The sequence below is a fragment of the Burkholderia sp. 9775_39 genome (genome assembly GCF_015712225.1).
Taxonomy (GTDB): domain Bacteria; phylum Pseudomonadota; class Gammaproteobacteria; order Burkholderiales; family Burkholderiaceae; genus Burkholderia; species Burkholderia cenocepacia.
Genome location: NZ_JACCQC010000015.1, coordinates 39210 through 57422 on the forward strand (window position 1 = coordinate 39210; position 18213 = coordinate 57422).

The 18213-nt window shown below is 69.7% G+C and carries 17 protein-coding genes; 8 read left to right on the forward strand and 9 right to left on the reverse strand.

What is annotated here, in order from left to right; genetic code table 11:
• Positions 1–70 precede the first annotated feature (70 nt).
• On the reverse strand, positions 71–643 hold the full coding sequence (locus tag H0X90_RS20625) for a TetR/AcrR family transcriptional regulator (protein ID WP_230463863.1): 573 nt from the start codon (positions 641–643) through the stop codon (positions 71–73).
• On the opposite strand from H0X90_RS20625, the gene H0X90_RS20630 reads away from it, so the two are divergent.
• Positions 627–1346, forward strand: a complete 720-nt coding sequence (locus tag H0X90_RS20630; RefSeq protein ID WP_230463862.1) for a DinB family protein — start codon at positions 627–629, stop codon at positions 1344–1346. The genes H0X90_RS20625 and H0X90_RS20630 overlap by 17 nt on opposite strands.
• A gap of 15 nt (positions 1347–1361) precedes the next feature.
• On the opposite strand, the gene H0X90_RS20635 is transcribed toward H0X90_RS20630, so the two are convergent.
• Genes H0X90_RS20635 through H0X90_RS20650 form a run of 4 tightly spaced genes read right to left on the reverse strand, consistent with a single transcriptional unit; the run spans position 1362 to position 6036 of the window.
• Entirely contained in the window at positions 1362–2126 is a 765-nt protein-coding gene (locus tag H0X90_RS20635) for an ABC transporter ATP-binding protein (RefSeq protein WP_062885302.1), read from the reverse strand.
• A complete protein-coding gene (locus H0X90_RS20640) occupies positions 2123–2980 on the reverse strand; it encodes an ABC transporter ATP-binding protein (protein WP_034202754.1) in 858 nt (285 codons plus the stop codon). Before H0X90_RS20640 ends, H0X90_RS20635 begins: the two co-directional genes overlap by 4 nt.
• A gap of 11 nt (positions 2981–2991) precedes the next feature.
• Positions 2992–4803 (reverse strand): ABC transporter permease, encoded by a 1812-nt coding sequence (locus tag H0X90_RS20645; protein WP_077191032.1) that lies wholly within the window; start codon positions 4801–4803, stop codon positions 2992–2994.
• Between the two features lie 39 nt (positions 4804–4842).
• The gene (locus H0X90_RS20650) at positions 4843–6036 is read right to left on the reverse strand and encodes an ABC transporter substrate-binding protein (protein WP_048988388.1); all 1194 of its coding nucleotides are present in this window, start codon (positions 6034–6036) and stop codon (positions 4843–4845) included.
• Between the two features lie 355 nt (positions 6037–6391).
• On the opposite strand from H0X90_RS20650, the gene H0X90_RS20655 reads away from it, so the two are divergent.
• Genes H0X90_RS20655 through H0X90_RS20670 form a run of 4 tightly spaced genes read left to right on the forward strand, consistent with a single transcriptional unit; the run spans position 6392 to position 9979 of the window.
• Positions 6392–7405, forward strand: a complete 1014-nt coding sequence (locus H0X90_RS20655; protein WP_077191031.1) for a LysR family transcriptional regulator — start codon at positions 6392–6394, stop codon at positions 7403–7405.
• Positions 7402–8862, forward strand: coding sequence for an NAD(P)-binding domain-containing protein (locus tag H0X90_RS20660; RefSeq protein WP_077191030.1), 1461 nt, complete (start codon positions 7402–7404; stop codon positions 8860–8862). Before H0X90_RS20655 ends, H0X90_RS20660 begins: the two co-directional genes overlap by 4 nt.
• A complete protein-coding gene (locus H0X90_RS20665) occupies positions 8859–9389 on the forward strand; it encodes a CMD domain-containing protein (RefSeq protein WP_077191029.1) in 531 nt (176 codons plus the stop codon). Before H0X90_RS20660 ends, H0X90_RS20665 begins: the two co-directional genes overlap by 4 nt.
• Positions 9386–9979: a peroxidase-related enzyme gene (locus H0X90_RS20670; protein ID WP_006491072.1), complete on the forward strand. Its 594-nt coding sequence runs from the start codon at positions 9386–9388 to the stop codon at positions 9977–9979. Before H0X90_RS20665 ends, H0X90_RS20670 begins: the two co-directional genes overlap by 4 nt.
• Before the next feature lie 36 nt (positions 9980–10015).
• On the opposite strand, the gene H0X90_RS20675 is transcribed toward H0X90_RS20670, so the two are convergent.
• Complete coding sequence (locus H0X90_RS20675) at positions 10016–10447, reverse strand: Lrp/AsnC family transcriptional regulator (protein ID WP_006479718.1); 432 nt, start codon at positions 10445–10447, stop codon at positions 10016–10018.
• Between H0X90_RS20675 and H0X90_RS20680 the strand changes: the two genes are divergently transcribed.
• The 3 genes from H0X90_RS20680 to ctlX all read left to right on the forward strand — a co-directional run bounded on the left by H0X90_RS20680 (position 10446) and on the right by ctlX (position 12884).
• The gene (locus tag H0X90_RS20680; RefSeq protein WP_155123388.1) at positions 10446–10613 is read left to right on the forward strand and encodes a hypothetical protein; all 168 of its coding nucleotides are present in this window, start codon (positions 10446–10448) and stop codon (positions 10611–10613) included. The two genes, H0X90_RS20675 and H0X90_RS20680, sit on opposite strands and share 2 nt — an antisense overlap.
• A 128-nt stretch (positions 10614–10741) precedes the next feature.
• Positions 10742–11821, forward strand: coding sequence for an ornithine cyclodeaminase (locus H0X90_RS20685; RefSeq protein ID WP_006494134.1), 1080 nt, complete (start codon positions 10742–10744; stop codon positions 11819–11821).
• Positions 11822–11879: 58 nt separating this feature from the next.
• Positions 11880–12884 (forward strand): citrulline utilization hydrolase CtlX, encoded by a 1005-nt coding sequence (gene ctlX / locus H0X90_RS20690; protein ID WP_077191027.1) that lies wholly within the window; start codon positions 11880–11882, stop codon positions 12882–12884.
• Between the two features lie 85 nt (positions 12885–12969).
• On the opposite strand, the gene H0X90_RS20695 is transcribed toward ctlX, so the two are convergent.
• From H0X90_RS20695 to H0X90_RS20705, 3 genes are read right to left on the reverse strand one after another with little or no spacing between them, the layout of a single operon-like run.
• Positions 12970–15726: an Hsp70 family protein gene (locus H0X90_RS20695; protein ID WP_077191026.1), complete on the reverse strand. Its 2757-nt coding sequence runs from the start codon at positions 15724–15726 to the stop codon at positions 12970–12972.
• Between the two features lie 5 nt (positions 15727–15731).
• Positions 15732–17573 (reverse strand): Hsp70 family protein, encoded by a 1842-nt coding sequence (locus H0X90_RS20700; protein ID WP_077191025.1) that lies wholly within the window; start codon positions 17571–17573, stop codon positions 15732–15734.
• Positions 17570–18154 (reverse strand): DUF2760 domain-containing protein, encoded by a 585-nt coding sequence (locus H0X90_RS20705; RefSeq protein WP_077191024.1) that lies wholly within the window; start codon positions 18152–18154, stop codon positions 17570–17572. The genes H0X90_RS20700 and H0X90_RS20705 overlap by 4 nt, the downstream gene beginning before the upstream one ends.
• Positions 18155–18213: the final 59 nt, after the last annotated feature.

Here is an 18213-nt window from a genome sequence, read left to right on the forward strand (position 1 = left end):
TGGTGTTCGAAATCAGGAGAGCGGCAATCTACCGCGAATTTCGGTATCCGTTACGATTTTTCCGGTCGGCTCATGAACGCACATTCGCCGTCGCCGAGCGGTGATCTTCGAGGTAAGTGCCGGCCAGCCTGACGAGCTCGCGCTTCAGTTTTGGATCCCCCAGCAGCCCGCGCCGAGCCGCGTTGTGCACGACACCTTCGAACGCGGACGACAGCACCTGCGCGGTCAACGTATCGGCCTTGACCGGCGCACGCCCTCGACACGCGGCAACGATCAGCGCATACCGGCGCAGATATTCCTTCTGAAATGCGTCATACGCGTCTTTCGCACCGCCCGGATCGGGGAGATCGAGCAGCACCCGGTGCAGCGCAGGGTAATCGCGGTGCGCGGCGATCAGGTCGCCGATCAGACCTTCGAGCCGACGCCCGGCGCTCGCCTGACGGTCATGCGCGCGCTGCAGCACGGCGAGCACGTCGTCGAAATGGCGACGCCGAATCGCATCGACCAACGCGAGCTTGTTCGGGAAATACTGATACACGGAGCCGATGCTCACCCCAGCGACTTGCGCGACCTCGTTGGTCGTGAATCCGGCCCATCCGTGCTTGTCGAGAACGCGAGCCCCGGCCGTGACGATCACGTCCACCGTCGCACGCGAACGAGCCTGGCGCGGGGCTTTGCGCATCGCGGCGGCGGCATTGGAAACGCGAGTGGACATGCGGGCTCCCACTGAAAATAATGGTGACGAAGCTCACATATTAGGTGAACCCGACGAGGAAACGACCATGAGCGCGAACGCACTCCTGTCCCGCATGCTGCGCTACCAGGCATGGGCCAATGACGAAATGCTGAAGGCGATGTCGGGGCTCGACGCGGAGCGGCATGCGCAAGCACGTCATCTCGCGCTGCGGCTGATGAACCATTGCCTCGTGGTGAACCGGATATTCGCCGCGCATCTGAGCGGCGAGCGTCACGGCTTCGTGTCCGACAACACGCCTGACACGCCGGAGCCGGAAGCGCTGCGCGCGGCATTCGCCACGCTCGATCGCTGGTATCTCGACTATGTGGCAACCGCCACACCCGACATGCTGTCGGAATCGATTCCCTTTCTGTTTACCGATGGCGACAACGGATACATGACGCGCGAAGAGATGCTGACCCATGTCGTCACGCACGGCGGCTATCATCGTGGCGAAGCGGGCAGACTGATGGTTCAGGCGGCTGCGCTCTCGGCACAGGATATCGAGCTCCCGTGGGACACGTACGCGGTTCACTTGCATCGGGCAGAGCCCGAGCGCAGGCTTCAAGGCAAGCTCGGCGACGCGCACTCAGCGAATGCCGGGCGATGAAACGCGCCACGCCCACTACACCGCCACCGCCTCCCCACCGAGATACGCATCGCGCACGCGCTCATCGTCGAGCAGCGTTTTCGCGGGCCCTTCCAGCACGACGCGCCCCGTCTGCAGCACGTACCCGTAGTGCGCGATCTCCAGCGCGAGGCTCGCGTTCTGCTCGACCATGAACACCGTCACGCCTTGCCGGTTGATCGCGTCGATCAGTTCGAGCACCTTGTCGACGTAGAGCGGCGACAGTCCCATCGTCGGCTCGTCCATGCAGATCAGCTTCGGCCGCGCCATCAATGCGCGCGCCATCGCGAGCATCTGCTGCTCGCCGCCCGACAGCGTGCCCGCGCGCTGCGCAAGCCGTTCGCGCACCCGCGGAAACAGGTCGAGCACACGCTCGTAGTCGTCGGCCACCGCCGCGCGATCGCCGCGCGTGTATGCGCCCATCAGCAGGTTCTCGCGCACGCTCATGTCGGCGAACAGCCGCCGCGCCTCCGGCACGGCCGCGATCCCGCGCCGCACGCGCTGCGGCGTCGCGAGCGCCGTCACGTCGTCGCCGTCGAAACGCACGACGCCGCGCTTCGGCCGCATCAGCCCGAGAATCAGCTTCATCGTCGTCGACTTGCCGCTCGCGTTGCCGCCGAGCAGGCTGACGATCTGCCCGCGGCCGACTGCGAAGTTCACGTCGAAGTGCACCTGCACCGGTCCGTAGAACGTGTCGAGATGTTCGAGTTTCAGCAGCGCATCGGTCATGGTCGTATCGGGTTCCGGGGATAGTACGCTCATGCGGCCGCCTGCACGGTCCGATCGGCCGACGTGCCGCCCGCATGACGGCGGCCGAGATAGGCCTCGATCACGCGCGGATCGTGCCGCACGTCGCGCGGCGCGCCCTCGGCGATCTTCACGCCGTTGTCGAGCACCATCACGCGGTCGGACACGCGCATCACGAGTTCGAGCTTGTGCTCGATCAGCAGGATCGTCAGGCCGCGCGCCTTCAGCGACTGGATCAGTTGCAGCATCTCGGCCGTCTCCGTCTCGTTCATCCCGGCCGTCGGCTCGTCGAGCAGCAGCAGGCGCGGATGCAGCGCGAGCGCGCGGCCGATCTCCACGCGCCGCCGGTTCGCATACGACAGGCTGTGCGCCGGATGATCGATGCGCGGCGTGAGCCGTTCGCCGAAGCCGGCGACGATCGCGCGCGCTTCTTCGCGCAGTTCGGCTTCCTCGCGCCGCACCGACGCGGGCCGCACGAGCGCGCGCAGCACTTCGGCGGCCGCGCCGAGCGCCGGCCAGCCCGGCCGTGCCGCGCGCAGCCGCGCATGCGCGCCGATCAGCACGTTGTCGAGCACGCTCAGGTTGCCGAACACGCGACCGTGCTGGAACGTGCGCGCGATGCCGAGCGCCGCGAGCCGTTCCGGTGCGGTGCCGGTGATGTCGCGTCCGTCGAACGTCACGCGGCCGGCGTCGGGCCGGTCGGCGCCCGCGATCAGGTTGAACAGCGTCGACTTGCCCGCGCCGTTCGGGCCGATCACGCTCAGCAGTTCGCCGTCGGCCAGCGTCAGGCTCGCGCCGTCGAGCGCGGTCACGCCGTCGAAGCGGCGCGTCAGGCCCTGCACGTCGAGCAGGGGTCGAGTGGTGATCATCGCATTCCTCCTCACACCGTGCCGAGCAGGCCCTGCGGCCGGAACCGGACGAGCAGCAGCAGCACGAGGCCGTAGATCAGCATCCGGTAGTCGGCCGCCCAGCGGAACAGCTCGGGCAGCCCGATCAGCGCGATCGCGCCGACGATGCCGCCGAGCACGTTGCCGAGCCCGCCGAGGATCACCATCGTCAGCGCGAGGATCGACACCTGCGAATCGAAGGTCTGGTGATTGATGTAGCTGTACAGATGCGCGGCGATGCCGCCGCTCACCCCGGCCGCGACGCCGCCGACCGCGAACGCGATCGCCTTGTAGCGGTTCGGCGCGATGCCGTGCGCACGCGCAGCCACATCGTCCTCGCGCACCGCGCGCAGCGTGCGGCCGAGATGCGAACGCAGCAGCCGCACCTGCACGAGCGCGAACACGACGAGCACCGCGAACGTGAACCAGTACGCGGCGCGCGCGGTGGTCGCCCACGGCAGCGGCGCGATGCCGGTGATGCCGAGCGGGCCGCGCGTCAGGCCGTCCCAGTTCAGGATCACGAGGCTCACCACTTCGCCGATGCCGAGCGTCGCGATCGACACGTAGTGCCCGCGCAGCCGGAACGCCGGATAGACGAGCAGCGTGCCGAGCACGGCGGTGATCACGCCCGCGCACGGAATCGTCACGGCCGGCGACCAGCCGAGATCCGACGACAGCAGCGCCGACGCATACGCGCCGATCACGAGCAGCGCGGCGTGGCCGAGCGAGATCTGCCCGACCGTGCCCGCGACGAGCGTGAGGCTCAGCGCGAGCAGCCCGTACAGCCACGCGTTGGTCAGCGTCTGCAACACGTACGGCGATGCACCGAGCCACGGCAGCACGGCGGCCGCCGCGATCAGCGCGACGAGCAGCGGGCGCGGCACGCGCACCGCTTTCGCGGCGGCGAGGAAGGTGCCCGTCATCGGCTCGGGCGGCAGCGCGCGATTCGCGCTGAACAAGCCGTTCGGCCGCCACACGAGGAATACGATCAGCAGCCCGAACGCGAACAGGTCGCGATAGCTGGTGCCGAACAGCGCGACGCCGTAGCTTTCGACGAGACCGAGCAGCAGGCTGCCGGCGATCGCGCCCGGCACGTTGCCGAGGCCGCCGATCAGCAGCGCGACGACGCCTTTCAGCGTCGCCTGGAAACCCATCGCCGGATCGATGCTGTTGTAGTACATGCCGACCAGCAGCCCGCTCACGCCGCCGAGCGCGCACGCGATCGCGAACACGGTCTGGTTCACGCGATCGACGTCGACGCCCATCTGCAGCGCCGCGTCGCGATCCTGCGCGGTCGCGCGCACGGCCCAGCCGAGCCGCGTGAAGCGCAGGAAACCGTACAGCAGCGCGGCCGCCGCGATGCCGATACCCGCGATCAGCAGGTCGAGCGAACCGAGCGTCGCGCCGGCGATCCGCACGTGCCAGTCGGGCAGCGGCGTCGGCACCGCGCGCGGGTCCGCGCCGAACGCGAGTTGCGCGAGCTGGTCGAGGATGAAGCTGATGCCGATCGTCGCGAGCAGCGGCGCGATGCGCGCGGCATGGCGCAGCGGCCGCAGCCCGATCCGTTCGATCGCGATGCCGAGCGCGCCGCAGCCGACCACGACCGCCACGAGCGCGACGGGCAGCGGCAGCCCGAAGCGCGTCAGGCACAGCCAGCCGATGAATGCGCCGACCATGTACACCGAGCCGTGCGCGAAGTTGATCAGGTGCGACACGCCGAAGATCAGCGCGAGCCCGACCGCGAGCAGCGCGTAGATGTTGCCGACGATGAGGCCGTTGAGCGTGTAGTCGAGCCAGGAAGCCATTACGATGCGTCCGTCAGGTGCAGGCGGTTCAGGTCGGGGTCAGCGCGCCGCGAGCTGCGGCTTCGCGCCGTCCCACAGCGCCCACTGCCCCTGCTTCACCACCAGATACACGGTGCGCGCGCCCGCCACGCGGCGCGTCTGCGGATCGAAGCGCACCTTGCCGAAGATCACGCTCGGCACGTCGCTGATCTTCGCGAAGCCGTCGTGCGCGGCCTGGCGCGTCGTGCCGTAGCGGCGCAGCACTTCCGCCGACAGGATCAGCGCGTCGTACGCGCGCGCCACGAACGAATCGGGATCCGCGTGGAATTTCGCGCGATAGCGCTGCACGAACGCCTGCACCTCGGGGCGCGGTTCGGCCGGGAAGAAGTTCGATTCGGTGTAGACGCCTTCGACGGCCGTGCCGCCCAGTTCGAGGAACTTCGGCGAATACACGGAGCCCACCGCCGCGATCGGCAGTGCCACGCCCGACGTGCGCGCCTGACGCACGATCTGCGCGCCGTCGGCGTAATAGGAGATCAACACGATCGAATCGGGCTTCGATTCACCGATCCGCACGAGCGTCGAGCGGAAATCCTTCTCCGCCGGCTGGTAGCCTTCGGCCGCGACGACCTGCGCGCCGAGCCCCGCCACCGCCTTCGCGAAGATGTCCTTGCTGGTGCGGCCCCAGTCGGTGTTCAGGTACAGCACCGCGATCCGCTTGAAGCCGAGTTCCTTCACCGCATAGCGCGCGAGCAGCGGCTGCTCCTCGGCCTGGCTCAGCGCGGTGCTCCACAGATAATCGCCGCCCTTCGTGAAATCCGGGTGCGAATTCGTGAAGCCGAACTGGATCAATTGCCCACGCTGATAGATCGGCGACGCGGCCATCGACGTCGCGCTCGAGAAATCGCCGAGCTCGATCGCGATACGCGGATCGGCGACGAACTTCTGCGCGATCGCCACCGCCTGGCGCGGATCGCTGCGACTGTCCTGGAAGTCGATCGCGAGCGGCCGGCCGTGAATGCCGCCGCTGCCGTTGATCTCGTCGAGCGCGAGATCGAAGCCGCGCTTCCACTGCTCGCCGTACTGCGCGTCCTGGCCCGTGAGCGGTCCGCTCACGCCGATCACCACCGGCTCACCGGACACCCCGGCCGCGAGCGCGCCGCCCGTCGACAGCCCCCATGCGGCAGCGAGCGCCGCCACCGTGCCCAGCACGCGCCGCCATGCGCCGCGTGCGTCGTTCCCCGAAACGTTCATGCGTCCCCCAGCTTCAGTCAATCGAAAAGAGTGAGGGCATGTAACCATCCGGTTCAGGACGATCCAACGAAGTTTTGCGCATATCGATATCGCATGCGGCGCGAAGCAAGCGACGCTCGCGAACGGTCGTCTGTCCGTCGCGCATCAGGCGAAGTACGGGCCTGCATCGCATCGCATTGATTCGATTGGCGTTTCGTTCTCGCGACCTCGCGCAACCGGCGCGCATACGCGCACCACCGGCCGCCGCGACGATCGCGCCCTTCGCAGTTTTCCCGCTGTCGATAGCAAAAATCATTATATGAATCACGCATGCTCGCGCTCCTACAATGCGCAAATTGCATCATCGGAACGCGTCATGGAGCTGCATCAACTCGAAGCTTTTTCCGCGGTCATGTCGGCCGGCAGCGTGACCGGCGCGGGCGAACTGCTCGGCCGCTCGCAGCCGGCCGTCACGCGGCAGATCCAGGAACTCGAGGCCGATCTCGGCTACGCGCTGTTCGACCGGCATGGTCCGCGCGTCACGCCGACGCGCCGCGCGTTCCTGCTGTACGAGGAAGTCGAACGCTCGCTGGTCGGCCTGCGTGCGATCGAGGCGCGGGCGCGCGCGCTCGGCGACGAAACCGCCGAACCCGTGCGCATCGCGGCCACGCCGTCGCTCGCGGCCACGCTCGTGCCGGCCGCGCTCGCCGCGCTGCCCGACGACGCGCATGCGCCGCACTATCAGTTGCGCAGCGAATCGGCCGAGCACGTCGTGCACGAGGTGCTGGCCGGCACGGCCGATGTCGGCGTCGTCACGCTGCCGATGGCGCATGCCGGGCTCGACGTGCACTGGATCGCGCAAACGCCGTGCGTCGCCGTGCTGCCGGCCGACGATCCGCTCGCGGCGAAACCGCGCATCGCACTGCGCGACCTCGCGCGGCGCCGTATCGTGACGGTCGCGAACCGGCATCGGCTGCGTCAGCGGATCGACGCGGCATTCGCGGCCGCGCGCGTCGATGCGCGCGTGTTCATCGAAACCAATGCGTCGCTGAATGCGGTGATGGCCGCGCGCGCGGGCATCGGGATCGGCATCGTCGATCCGGCCACGGGCGTCGCGCTGCCGGTGGACGGCGTCGTCGCACGCCCGCTCGACGTCGACATCCCGTTCGCGTTCGGCGTCGCGACGCCGGCCGGCAAGACGCGCACGGCGGCCGTCGAGGCGCTGCTCGACGCGCTGCATCGCACGACGCGCGCGCTGCTCGACGACGTGATCTTTCACGACGCCGCCGCGCACGATGCGCTGCTGCGCGGCGACCGGCTGCGCACCGACCGCACCGCGCGCCCGCCTCGCCCGACCCGTGCGCGCCGCGCGCGCCCGGAGGCCGCATGACGGCCCAGCTCGACGCACTCGAAGCGCGGCTCGCGCAGGACCTGCGCTGGCTCGACCTGCCCGCGCCGTCGTGGGTGCCACCGCGCGAAGCGGATGGCGTACGCGTGCTCGACGTCGCGATCGTCGGCGGCGGAATGGCCGGGCTCGCGGCTTCCGCCGAGCTGCGCCTGCTCGGCATCGACAACCAGTGCGTGATCGACCGCGCGCCGGCCGGCTACGAAGGCCCGTGGGTCACGTTCGCGCGGATGGAGACGCTGCGTTCGCCCAAGCAGCTCGCGGGCCCCGCGCTCGGCCTGCCCGCGCTGACGTTCCGCGCCTGGTTCGAAGCGCAATACGGCCGCGACGCGTGGGACGCGCTCTACAAGATCCCGCGCCCGCAATGGATGGACTACCTGCGCTGGTATCGGCGCGTGCTCGACCTGCAGGTACGCAACGACACGACGCTCGTCGCGCTGCGCCCGCGCGACGACGGGCTGCTCGCGCTCGACGTGCGCGGCAACGGCGAAGCACAGACGCTGCTCGCGCGGCACGTCGTGCTCGCGACCGGTCGCGACGGGCTCGGCGGCCCGTATGTGCCGCCCGTCGCGCAACGTGCGCCGCGCACGCGCTGGGCCCATTCGTCCGAGCCGATCGACTTCGCCGCGCTCGCGGGCAAGCGCGTCGGCGTGGTCGGCGCGGGCGCGTCCGCGTTCGACAACGCGGGCACCGCGCTGGAAGCGGGCGCCGCGCGCGTCGACCTGTTCTTCCGTCGCGCGGACATTCCGCGCATCAACAAGCTGACCGGCATCGGCAGCCCGGGCCTCGTGCACGGCTACGCCGATCTCGACGACGCAACGAAGTGGCGCTTCATGCACTACGCGCTGACGTCGCAAACGCCGCCGCCGCGCGACAGCGTGCTGCGCGTCTCGCGCCACGACCATGCGCACTTTCATGCGGGCAGCCCGATCGAGACGCTCGCCGACCATGCGGACGGGCTGGAAGTAACGACGCCGCGCGGCCGCTACACGGTCGATTTCCTGATCTTCGCGACGGGTTTTCATTCGGACTGGACGACGCGCGACGAATTCGCGTCGTTCGGCGCGCACGTGCGGCGCTGGAAGGATCGCTACCAGCCGGACCCGGCGCTGCGGCTCGACGAGCTCGCCGAGTCGCCCGATCTCGGCCCCGCGTTCGCGTTCCAGGAGCGCGAGCGCGGCGCGTGCCCGGCCGTCACGCGGATTCATTGCTTCAACCATGCGGCGAGCCTGAGCCACGGCAAGCTGTCCGGCGACATCCCGGCGATCAGCGCGGGCGCAGAGCGGCTGGCACGCGGAATTGCGAGCCGGTTGTTCGATGCCGATCGCGACCGCCACTACGACGCGCTCGTCGCCTACGCGAACGCGGAGTTGCAGGGCGACGAATGGCGCGACGCCGACGCCCTCGATCACTTTGACGACGAAGGAACACCGAAACGATGACTGACTCCATCACGCCGGCCGTCGGGCCGGATACGATCGACGCGGCAGCCGGCCTGCGGGAAGGCGACGCCGTCGCCGCGCTGCGCCGCGCCCGCGACAAGGTGCTGCTGCCGACACAACTGAGCGAAGCCGCGCTGTTCGATCCCGCGTTACCCGATCTTTCGCTGATCGAGCGGCTGCATGCGGCGCGGTATGTCGCACGGCAGTCGAATGCGCACGCGCTGGCCGACATCTATCGCGCCCGATTGCTCGACGCGGGCGGCACGCTCGACGACATCGAACGGGCGGATGCCGACGCGCTCGACGCACTGCCGCGCCGCCTCGGCGCGATCCTGTTGCACGCGAAGCGCCTGACGCACGCCCCGGCCGACGCGCGCGCATCCGATCTCGACGCGCTGAAATCGGCCGGGCTCACGACATCCGCGATCGTCGCGCTGTCGCAGCTCGTCGCGTTCGTCGCGTATCAGTTGCGCGTCGCCGCGGCCGCGCGGGCACTTCAGGCACGTGCCGCCAGGGAGGCCGCATGACGACGGCAGCCCACGGCTTCACGTCCGACACGCTCGGCTGGCGTGCGTGGCTCGACACGGTATCGCTCGACACGGCGACACCCGATCAGCTCGCGGTGCTGGAAGCGAGCCACCCGCAAGCGAAGACGTCCGACTATTACCTGCTGCTCGTCCACCTTCCCGACATCCTGCGGCAACGCTCGGGCGTATTCAACGCGATCATGTACGGTCCCGGCGGGCTGTCGCGCGCGGAGCGCGAACTGGCGAGCACGGCCGTATCGCGCGTGAACGGCTGCGTGTACTGCGCATCGGTGCATGCGCAGCGCTTCGCGCAGCTCGCGAAACGCACCGATGCGATCGAACAGGTGTTCGAGGATCCGGCGACGGCCGGCACGACGGCGCGCGAACGCGCGATCGTCCGCTACGCGATCGCGTTGACCGAACGGCCCGACGCGATCGGCGAAGATGACATTGCGGCGCTCGAAGTCGAAGGGTTGACGCACGAGGAGATTCTCGACCTGTCGCACGCCATCGCGATCTTCGCGTGGGCGAACCGGTTGATGCTGACGCTCGGCGAGCCGGTGTTCCCGGCACCGGCGGCCACGGCCTGACCGCAGCGAAAGAGGTGGCGCGGGCCCCCGCCCGCGTCACGCCTTGTGCGTCGACAACAAGATGCTCGTCTCGGTATTGGCGATTCCGTCGATCAGCCGGATCGCGCCGAGCACGCGATCGAAGTGTTCGAGCGAATCGGCATGCAGTTCGGCGACGAGATCCCAGCGCCCGTTCGTGCTGTGGATCGACGCGACGTTCGGATGCCCGCGCAGCACCTTCACCACCTCCGCGCCGCGATTGCCCTGCACCGCGATCGACATCAGCGCGCGAATCCGGTGCCGTTCGGCGGCCGGCTTGAGCCGTACCGTATAGCCGACGATCACGCCGTTTTTCTCGAGCCGCGTGAGGCGGTTCTGCACGGTCGCGCGCGCCACGCGCAATTCTTTCGCCAACGCGACGACGGGCAGTCGCGCGTTGTCGCGCAGCAGCGCGATGAGCTGACGGTCGACGTCGTCGAGCGTGATCATGAACGGCTTTCCTGTTGAGCGTGAACCGGCCGCCAGCGTGCCGGAGGCCGCCCGTTCCGGCCAGCGTGAACTGTTCAAAGTGCCGGAAATGGCTGGCAATTTGTCAAGTCTATCGAGAAATCTGCCACTTTTGCCGTCTTTTTGTTGGCTCGACTCACGGAAATAATGACTCCATCGACCGGCCGACCCGCCGCGCCGCTGCTTTCTCAGCAAGCCCGGATTCGCGCCGACACCCCGCCCGGTCGACCAGAACGCCCGGACACCCGTACCGGCACCGAATATGGAGACAGACCGATGACTCGCTTCCTCGACGTTCCCGCCACCGCCCGCCTGATCGCCAGGACCGGCGTCACGACGTTCCTGCGCGAACTCGTCGACACGCTGCGCGCCGACTACCTGCACTGGGCCGATTTCGACAAGTCGCCGCGCGTCGCGTGCCACTCGCGCGACGGCGTGATCGAGCTGATGCCCGTCGCGAACGCGTCGCTGTTCGCGTTCAAGTACGTGAACGGCCATCCCGTCAATGCGGCGCGCGGGATGCACACGGTGATGGCGTTCGGCGCGCTCGCCGAAGTCGATACCGGCTACCCGCTGCTGCTCGCCGAACTCACGCTCACCACCGCGCTGCGCACGGCCGCGACGTCGGTCCTCGCCGCGCAGGCGCTCGCCCGGCCCGATTCGCGCACGATGGCGCTGATCGGCAACGGCGCGCAAAGCGAATTCCAGGCGATCGCGTTCCACACGCTGCTCGGCATCGACGAAATCCGCGTGTTCGACGTCGATCCGCGCGCAACCGACAAGCTCGTCCGAAATCTCGCCGCGTACCCGAAATTGCGGGTCGTGCGCGCGGCCTCGACCGCCGACGCCGTGCGCGGCGCCGACATCGTGACGACCGTCACCGCCGACAAGGCATATGCGACGATCGTCACGGCCGACATGATCGAGCCCGGCATGCATCTGAACGCCGTCGGCGGCGATTGCCCGGGCAAGACCGAACTCGAGGCGGGCGTGCTGCACGCGGGCCGCGTGTTCGTCGAATTCGAGCCGCAGTCGCGCATCGAGGGCGAGATCCAGCAGATGCCGGCCGACTTCCCCGTGACCGAGCTGTGGCGCGTGCTGCAGCGCGAAACGGCTGGCCGCGAGCGCGCGGACGAAGTCACGGTGTTCGACTCGGTCGGCTTCGCGCTCGAGGATTACTCGGCGCTGCGCTACCTGTACGCGCTCGCGCAGCAGCACAACGCGGGCGTCGAGATCGCGCTGATTCCGCCGGCCGTCGATCCCAAGAACCTGTTCGCGCTGATCGACGACCCGGCCGCGATCGCGCACGGCCACGCGGCGTTCGTGACCGAAGCCGTCGCCGCGTTCGCGCGCTGACCGTCAGCTGGGGGCGGCCCCTGCGCCGCCCGTTTTCCTCCCTCCGCTCCCGCCCTTCATGAATCTCGTATCGATCCAGGCGCCATCCGCCGTCGTGATGATCCGGCCGCACCGCTTCCTGCCGAACCCGCAGACCGCGGCCGACAACGCGTTCCAGTGCACGGCCGCAGGCGGTGCGTGCGACACCTCGTCGATATCGGCCGCCGCGCGCGACGAAGTCACGGCCGCCGCGCGCACGCTCGCCGATGCGGGCGTGCGCGTGCACGTGTTCGACGACCACGGCGAGCGCGACACACCCGACTCCGTGTTCCCGAACAACTGGTTCTCGACGCATCCGGGCGGCCATGTCGCGCTGTATCCGATGCACAGCCCGAACCGTCGCCGCGAGCGGCGGGCGGACGTGATCGAGATGCTGAAGGCCGAGTACCGCGTGCAGGACGTGATCGACTACTCGGGCCTCGAATACGACGACGTGTTCCTCGAAGGCACCGGTGCGATGGCGCTCGACCACGTCGCGCGGATCGCGTACACCGCGCGCTCGCGCCGTGCCGATCCGGTCGCGCTCGAACGCTTCTGCACGCACTTCAACTTCGAGCCGATCTGCTTCGACACGGCCGACGCGAACGGCAAGCCGATCTATCACACGAACGTGATGATGAGCGTCGCGACCGAGTTCGCGATGGTCGGCCTCGACCTGATCGCCGACAGCCGCCGCCGTGGCGAGATCGCGCAACGCCTGACCGAAACGGGGCGTGCGGTGATCGCGCTCGACCACGCGCAGATCGTGAATTTCGCGGGCAATACGCTGGAATTGTCGGGGAAGGATGGGCGCGTGCTCGCGCTGTCGCGGCGTGCGTTCGACTGCCTCACGCACGACCAGCGCGCGGTGATCGAACGCTCCGCGCGGCTGCTGCCGCTCGACGTGCCGACGATCGAGCTGGCCGGCGGGTCGGTGCGCTGCATGCTCGCGGGGATACATCTCGCCCGGCGTTCGATGGCGGCACGCGACGGCGCGGCAATCGAACCGATGGAACGGGAGCGTGAAGCGGTGTCGCACGCCTGACTGTAGCGGGTTCTGACGTCGCGCTACCGTTGACGCGACCGGATGCTTCGATCTGCGAACGAGATCGAAGCATCCGGTCGTGCCTTCAATCGGCCAGCAACTTCAACCCCGCCGGCAGCGTTTCGCCGAATACGCGCGCCGTATCGGCTTCGTCGAACGCGATCGCTTCACGGACCATGTCGATCCACGCCGCCGATGCATTCGCGGCCGACAGGCGCTTGATGACGGCCTCGCGCGTGTCGTCCGGCAAGTCGCGCGAGCGGTCGCCCGTCATCCGCGCGATCTGCGCGGCCGCGAACGCGGCCGGCTCGACCTGCTTCCAGTCGAGCGCGAACAGCGCATCGAGCCAGCCGCCAACGATTTCCGCCGGCACGACACTGTGCGCGCTGCCATAGAACGGCCGCCGCGCACCGATCCGCCCGAGCGCCCATGCGCACAACGCGCGTTCGGCCGGCTTCTGCAGCTGCACGATCAGGCGCTCGGCGAGCTCGACCTTGCGCTCGACGGGCAACCGTTCGAGCGACGCCGACAACCGCGTCATGTCGGCCGGCCCGACCTTGGCCGGATCGAACGGCAGCTTGCGCCGCTTGTCGTCGGACGGTTCGAGGAACGCGATCGCGTCGCGCACCTGCGTCTGCGCATCGTCGTCGAGGCCGCCGGCCACGCGCCGCCACAGCGTCCACCACTCGGACCACACCTGCGCATCGGTCACGTATTGAATGCCGTCGTCGAACAGCGGCCACAGTTGCTCGATGCGCCACGCGTCGAGCGGATGACCGAAGCCCGGACGCAGGCAATAGCCGGCGAGATTCAGCCACGCGCGCTCGTGATCGGCCGAGCGACGGCGCCGCCGCGCCCGTGCGAGCAATGCGTCGAACAGTTCGCGCGCGAGCGCGACGTCCCAGTCTTCGCGGGCGCCGAGCACCTGTTCGAGTTGCGCGCGCAACCGGCGCGTGTCCTTCGGCGTCACGCCCGCGGCCTTGCTGCCGAACGAGCGCTCGATCAGCTCGATCGCCTGGTCGAGCCGCGGATGCCGCGCGGACGCCGCATCGTCGCCGTGCCCCGGCGCATCGCCGCGCAACTGGAATTCGAGCCGCCAGCGGCGCGCCGCGTCGTCGGTCGCGATGCAATGCATTTCGAGCGTGCCGACCTCGGTCAGCGACGCGGTGAGCTTCACCGGCGTTTCGCGCGCGTCGCCACCCGCCTTCGCGTCGACGACCGTCGCGATCGGCGGCAGCCGCACGAAATCGCCGCCGTCGAGATCGACGAGATCGCCGGGCCGGTACTTCGTGTCGGCCACCGTCGATACGAGGTGGAACCGCACCGGCTGCCCGAGCTGCAGCGCGAACGTGCGATCGTCGAGCCGGATCTCGCGTCCCTCTTCCGCGCCGCGCGGCAGCAGGCAGACGCCGCGGGCGGCGGAATCGTCCGCACCGTCGTCGAGCACGAGGAAATAGCTGCGCGCGGAGCCGCCGCCGATGCGCGGCGCATGGCCGGCACGCGCGAGCCCGTAGGCCACCGCGCCACGCGCGACGGCCACGTCGGGATGCGCGTTGTGCAGCACGTCGAGCGGCGCGCCGCGCCACGCACCGAGCGTCTGCGCAAGCCGGCCGGCGAGCGCGCCCGCGCGGAACACGCCGCCGTTGAGCAATAGCGTGTCCGGCAGCGGGCCTTCCGCATGACGATTCAGGAACGCGGCGACGTGGCGCGTGACGGCCGCGTCGCTCGCATACGGCAAGCCGAATTCGACGATCGCCGCGCGCGCCCGGCGCGGCAGTTCGCCGGCCTCGACCTGCGGAAAGAACCCGTCGACGACGATCTGCTCGACTTCCTGCCGCGTCAGCTCGGCCGAGCGCGCGCCGCCGACGAGCTTGCTGCCCGCGCCGAGCAGCGTGACGGTGGCGGACGCCGGCGCGTCGTCGCCGAGCAGCCGCTCCTTCGCCGCGCGGCAGCGCTCGACGAGCTGCGACAGGCTCGCGGCCGACAGCCGCGTACCGGGCTCGGTCAGCCGTGACTCGACCAGGCGCGCGAGCGCGAGGTCCATGTTGTCGCCGCCGAGCATCAGGTGGTTGCCGACGCCGACGCGCGTGAAGGTCGGCTCGCCATCGTCGCCCGGCGCGACGTCGACGAGCGTGAGGTCGGTCGTGCCGCCGCCGACGTCGCAGATCAGCACGCGCCGCGCCGCGGCGAACGTCTCGCGCAACGTGTCGCGCTGGCCGTACAGCCAGTCGTAGAACGCGGCTTGCGGCTCTTCCAGCAACCGCAGCGCCGGCAGCTTCGCGCGCCGTGCGGCCTCCACGGTCAACGCGCGCGCGCCGTCGTCGAACGACGCGGGCACCGTCAGGATCACGTCCTGCCGCGCGAGCGGCGCGTCGGGAAAATGCGCGTCCCACGCGTCGCGCACATGCGCGAGATAGCTCGCGCTCGCCTCGACCGGCGACACCTTGTCGACGCCGTCGGCCGCGCCCCACGGCAGGATCGCCGCGAGCCGATCGACCGACGCGTGCGACAGCCAGCTCTTCGCACTCGACACGAGCCGGCCCGGCACCTGCGCGCCCAGCGTGCGCGCGTAGCGGCCGATCACGGCCGGCGGCACATCGGTCTTGGCCGATTGCGCGTTCGCCTTCGGATCAGCCGCCCACGGCAGCCGCAGCGCGTCCGGCGGCAGCTCGCCCGCCGCCGGGTGATAACGCACCGACGGCAGCAGCGGCTGCGCGGCCACCGCGCCGGGCCCGACCAGTTGCTCGACGTCGAACACGCGGATCGCGTCGGAACCGGCCTCGACGTACGCGACGACCGTATTACTGGTGCCGAGGTCGATGCCGACCGTATAACGCTTCATCGCGCTCAGGCGGCGCCGCGCACGTCGAACTCGACCTTCCAGCGCTCGTTCGTGCCGCTCGGGATCGCCTCGAGTTCGAGCGTCCCGGCTTCGGTCACGCGCGCATGCAGCTTCACCGGCACGACTTCGCCGACGGTGCGCCCTTCGGCGGGCAGCGTCGCCTGGATTTCCTCCAGCTCCTGCAGCTCTTCCGGCGACCAGTAGTCGAGCAGCGTGCCGACCTGGTCCTGGCGGCGCACCGACGACCCGAAGAAGCGGAACTGCACCGGTTCGCCGACGACGAGGCCGAACTCCTGCGGCGGCAGCGCCGCGTCCGAGCCTTCCTCCATCCCGAACGGCGCGACGCACAGCGCCTGCACCGGCGGCTCGAGCCCCGGCACCGCGGGCATCGCCGATTCGATCGCGACGTAGTACGCACGCGCCGTGCCGCCGCGAATGCGCACGCCACGGCCGCGCTTCACGTAGCCGTAGTACGCCGCGCCGCGCGCGACCGCGAGATCGAGATCGGCGCCTTCGAGCAGGCGCGCGGGCGGCGCACCTTCGGCGGCGAGCCAGTTGTTGAGCGTGTCCAGCACGCGCTGCGTGAGCAGCGTCGACTTGAACACGCCGCCGTTGAACAGCACGGCGGTCGGATGCAGGAACGTCGCGCCCTGCGGCAGCGTGCGCTGCACGCCTTCGAGCGTGTCGAGCGCCGCGACCTGGCGGCCGAGGAACGCCGCGAGATGGCGCGTGATGCCGGCGTCCTGCGCATACGGCAGGCCGAGCTGCGTCAGGCCGACACGCGCGCGGCTCACCGGGCGCGCGGCCGCATCGACTTGCGGGAAGAAGCCTTCGAGGATCGTCTGCGTGAGTTCCGCGCGCGTCAGCTCCGTGCGGATCGAGCCGCCGATCAGCTTCGAGCCGCGGCTCGGCACGACGAGCGGCACCGCGTCGGTCGTCGGGTCGGACAGCAGCGTTTCCTTGGCCGAGCGGCACGCGTAGGTCAGCGCGCGCAATTGCCACGGATCGGGCTGCGTGCCCTGCTGCGCGAGCTTGCGCGCGACCACGTGCGCGAGCGCGAGGTCCATGTTGTCGCCGCCGAGCAGGATGTGCTCGCCGACGGCCACGCGATGCAGTTCGAGATTGCCGTCGCGCTCGACCACCGCGATCAGCGACAGGTCGGTCGTGCCGCCGCCGACGTCGACGCACAGGATCAGGTCGCCGACCTGCACCTGCTTGCGCCAGCCGCCTTCGCTCTTCTGGATCCAGCTGTAGAGCGCCGCTTGCGGCTCTTCCAGCAGCGTCATCCGCGAGTAGCCGGCGGCGCGCGCGGCTTCCGCCGTCAGTTCGCGCGCGGCCGGATCGAACGATGCGGGGATCGTGACCGTCACGTCCTGGTCGGCGAACGGCGCGTCGGGGTGCGCGTGGTCCCACGCTTCGCGCAGGTGCGTGAGATAACGGATCGAGCTTTCCAGCGGCGACACGCGGGCCACTTCCGGCGGCGCATCGCTCGGCAGGATCGCCGCGCGGCGGTCGACGCCCGGGTGACACAGCCAGCTCTTCGCGCTCGATACGAGGCGGATCGGCGTGCCGGCGCCGCGCGTGCGCGCCATCTCGCCGACCGCGAACGCGCGGGAGGCCGTCCACGGCAGCGTCAGGTCGCCCTGGGTCAGTTCGCTTTCATGCGGCAGGTAGAGGAACGACGGCAGCAGGTCGCGCGATTCCAGCGCGCCGGGCGCGGTGAGCTGCGCGATCGGCAGCACCTGCTGCACGATCTTTTCGCCGTCGCTCGTGCTGCTGTCGACGTACGACAGCGCGCAATGGGTCGTCCCGAGGTCGATACCGATCGAATAGCGAGGATCGCTCACAGTTCCACCTCCGCCGGGGCGATCACCGATGCGTCGTGGCTGCCCGTCAGCTTCGGCAGGCGCACGTCGGATACGCGCCAGCCGCGATGGCTGACGGTGCCGGTGAACGGCGCGGAGCCGACCACGTTGCCGGTCACGCGCACGGCCGTCGCGTCGAAGCCGGCCGGCAGCGTCACGCGGCTGCCTTCGGCTTCGTCGCGCACCGGCACGATCGTGAAGTGTTCGCGCAGCGCGGCGCGGCAGCCGTCGTGCACGAGGCGCGCGGCCGCGCCGATGTCGGCGTCCGCGTAGCCGGCGATGTCTTCCTCGACGAAATCGATGAAGCGCGCATCGCGTTGCAGCAGGCCGAGCAGTTGCAGGGCGGCCTGCGGGCTCGCTTCGCGCAGCTCGGGGGCCGGCGCCTTCACGGGCGCCGGTGCGACGGGCGCGGCAGCGGGCGCCGGCGTCGGCGCGACCGGGGCCGGCGCGCCATCGCGCACGCGCAGCACTTCGGCCGCGAACTCGCGATTGCCGAGCACGGAGAAGAACGTGCCGACGGCCAGCGACAGCCGGCCGAAGAAGGACAGGTTGGATTCGGGCATGGGGTCTGGACTCCTGTGGGCTCGCAGCACGGCGAGCGTTTCTTGCCTGGGCGCCCGGC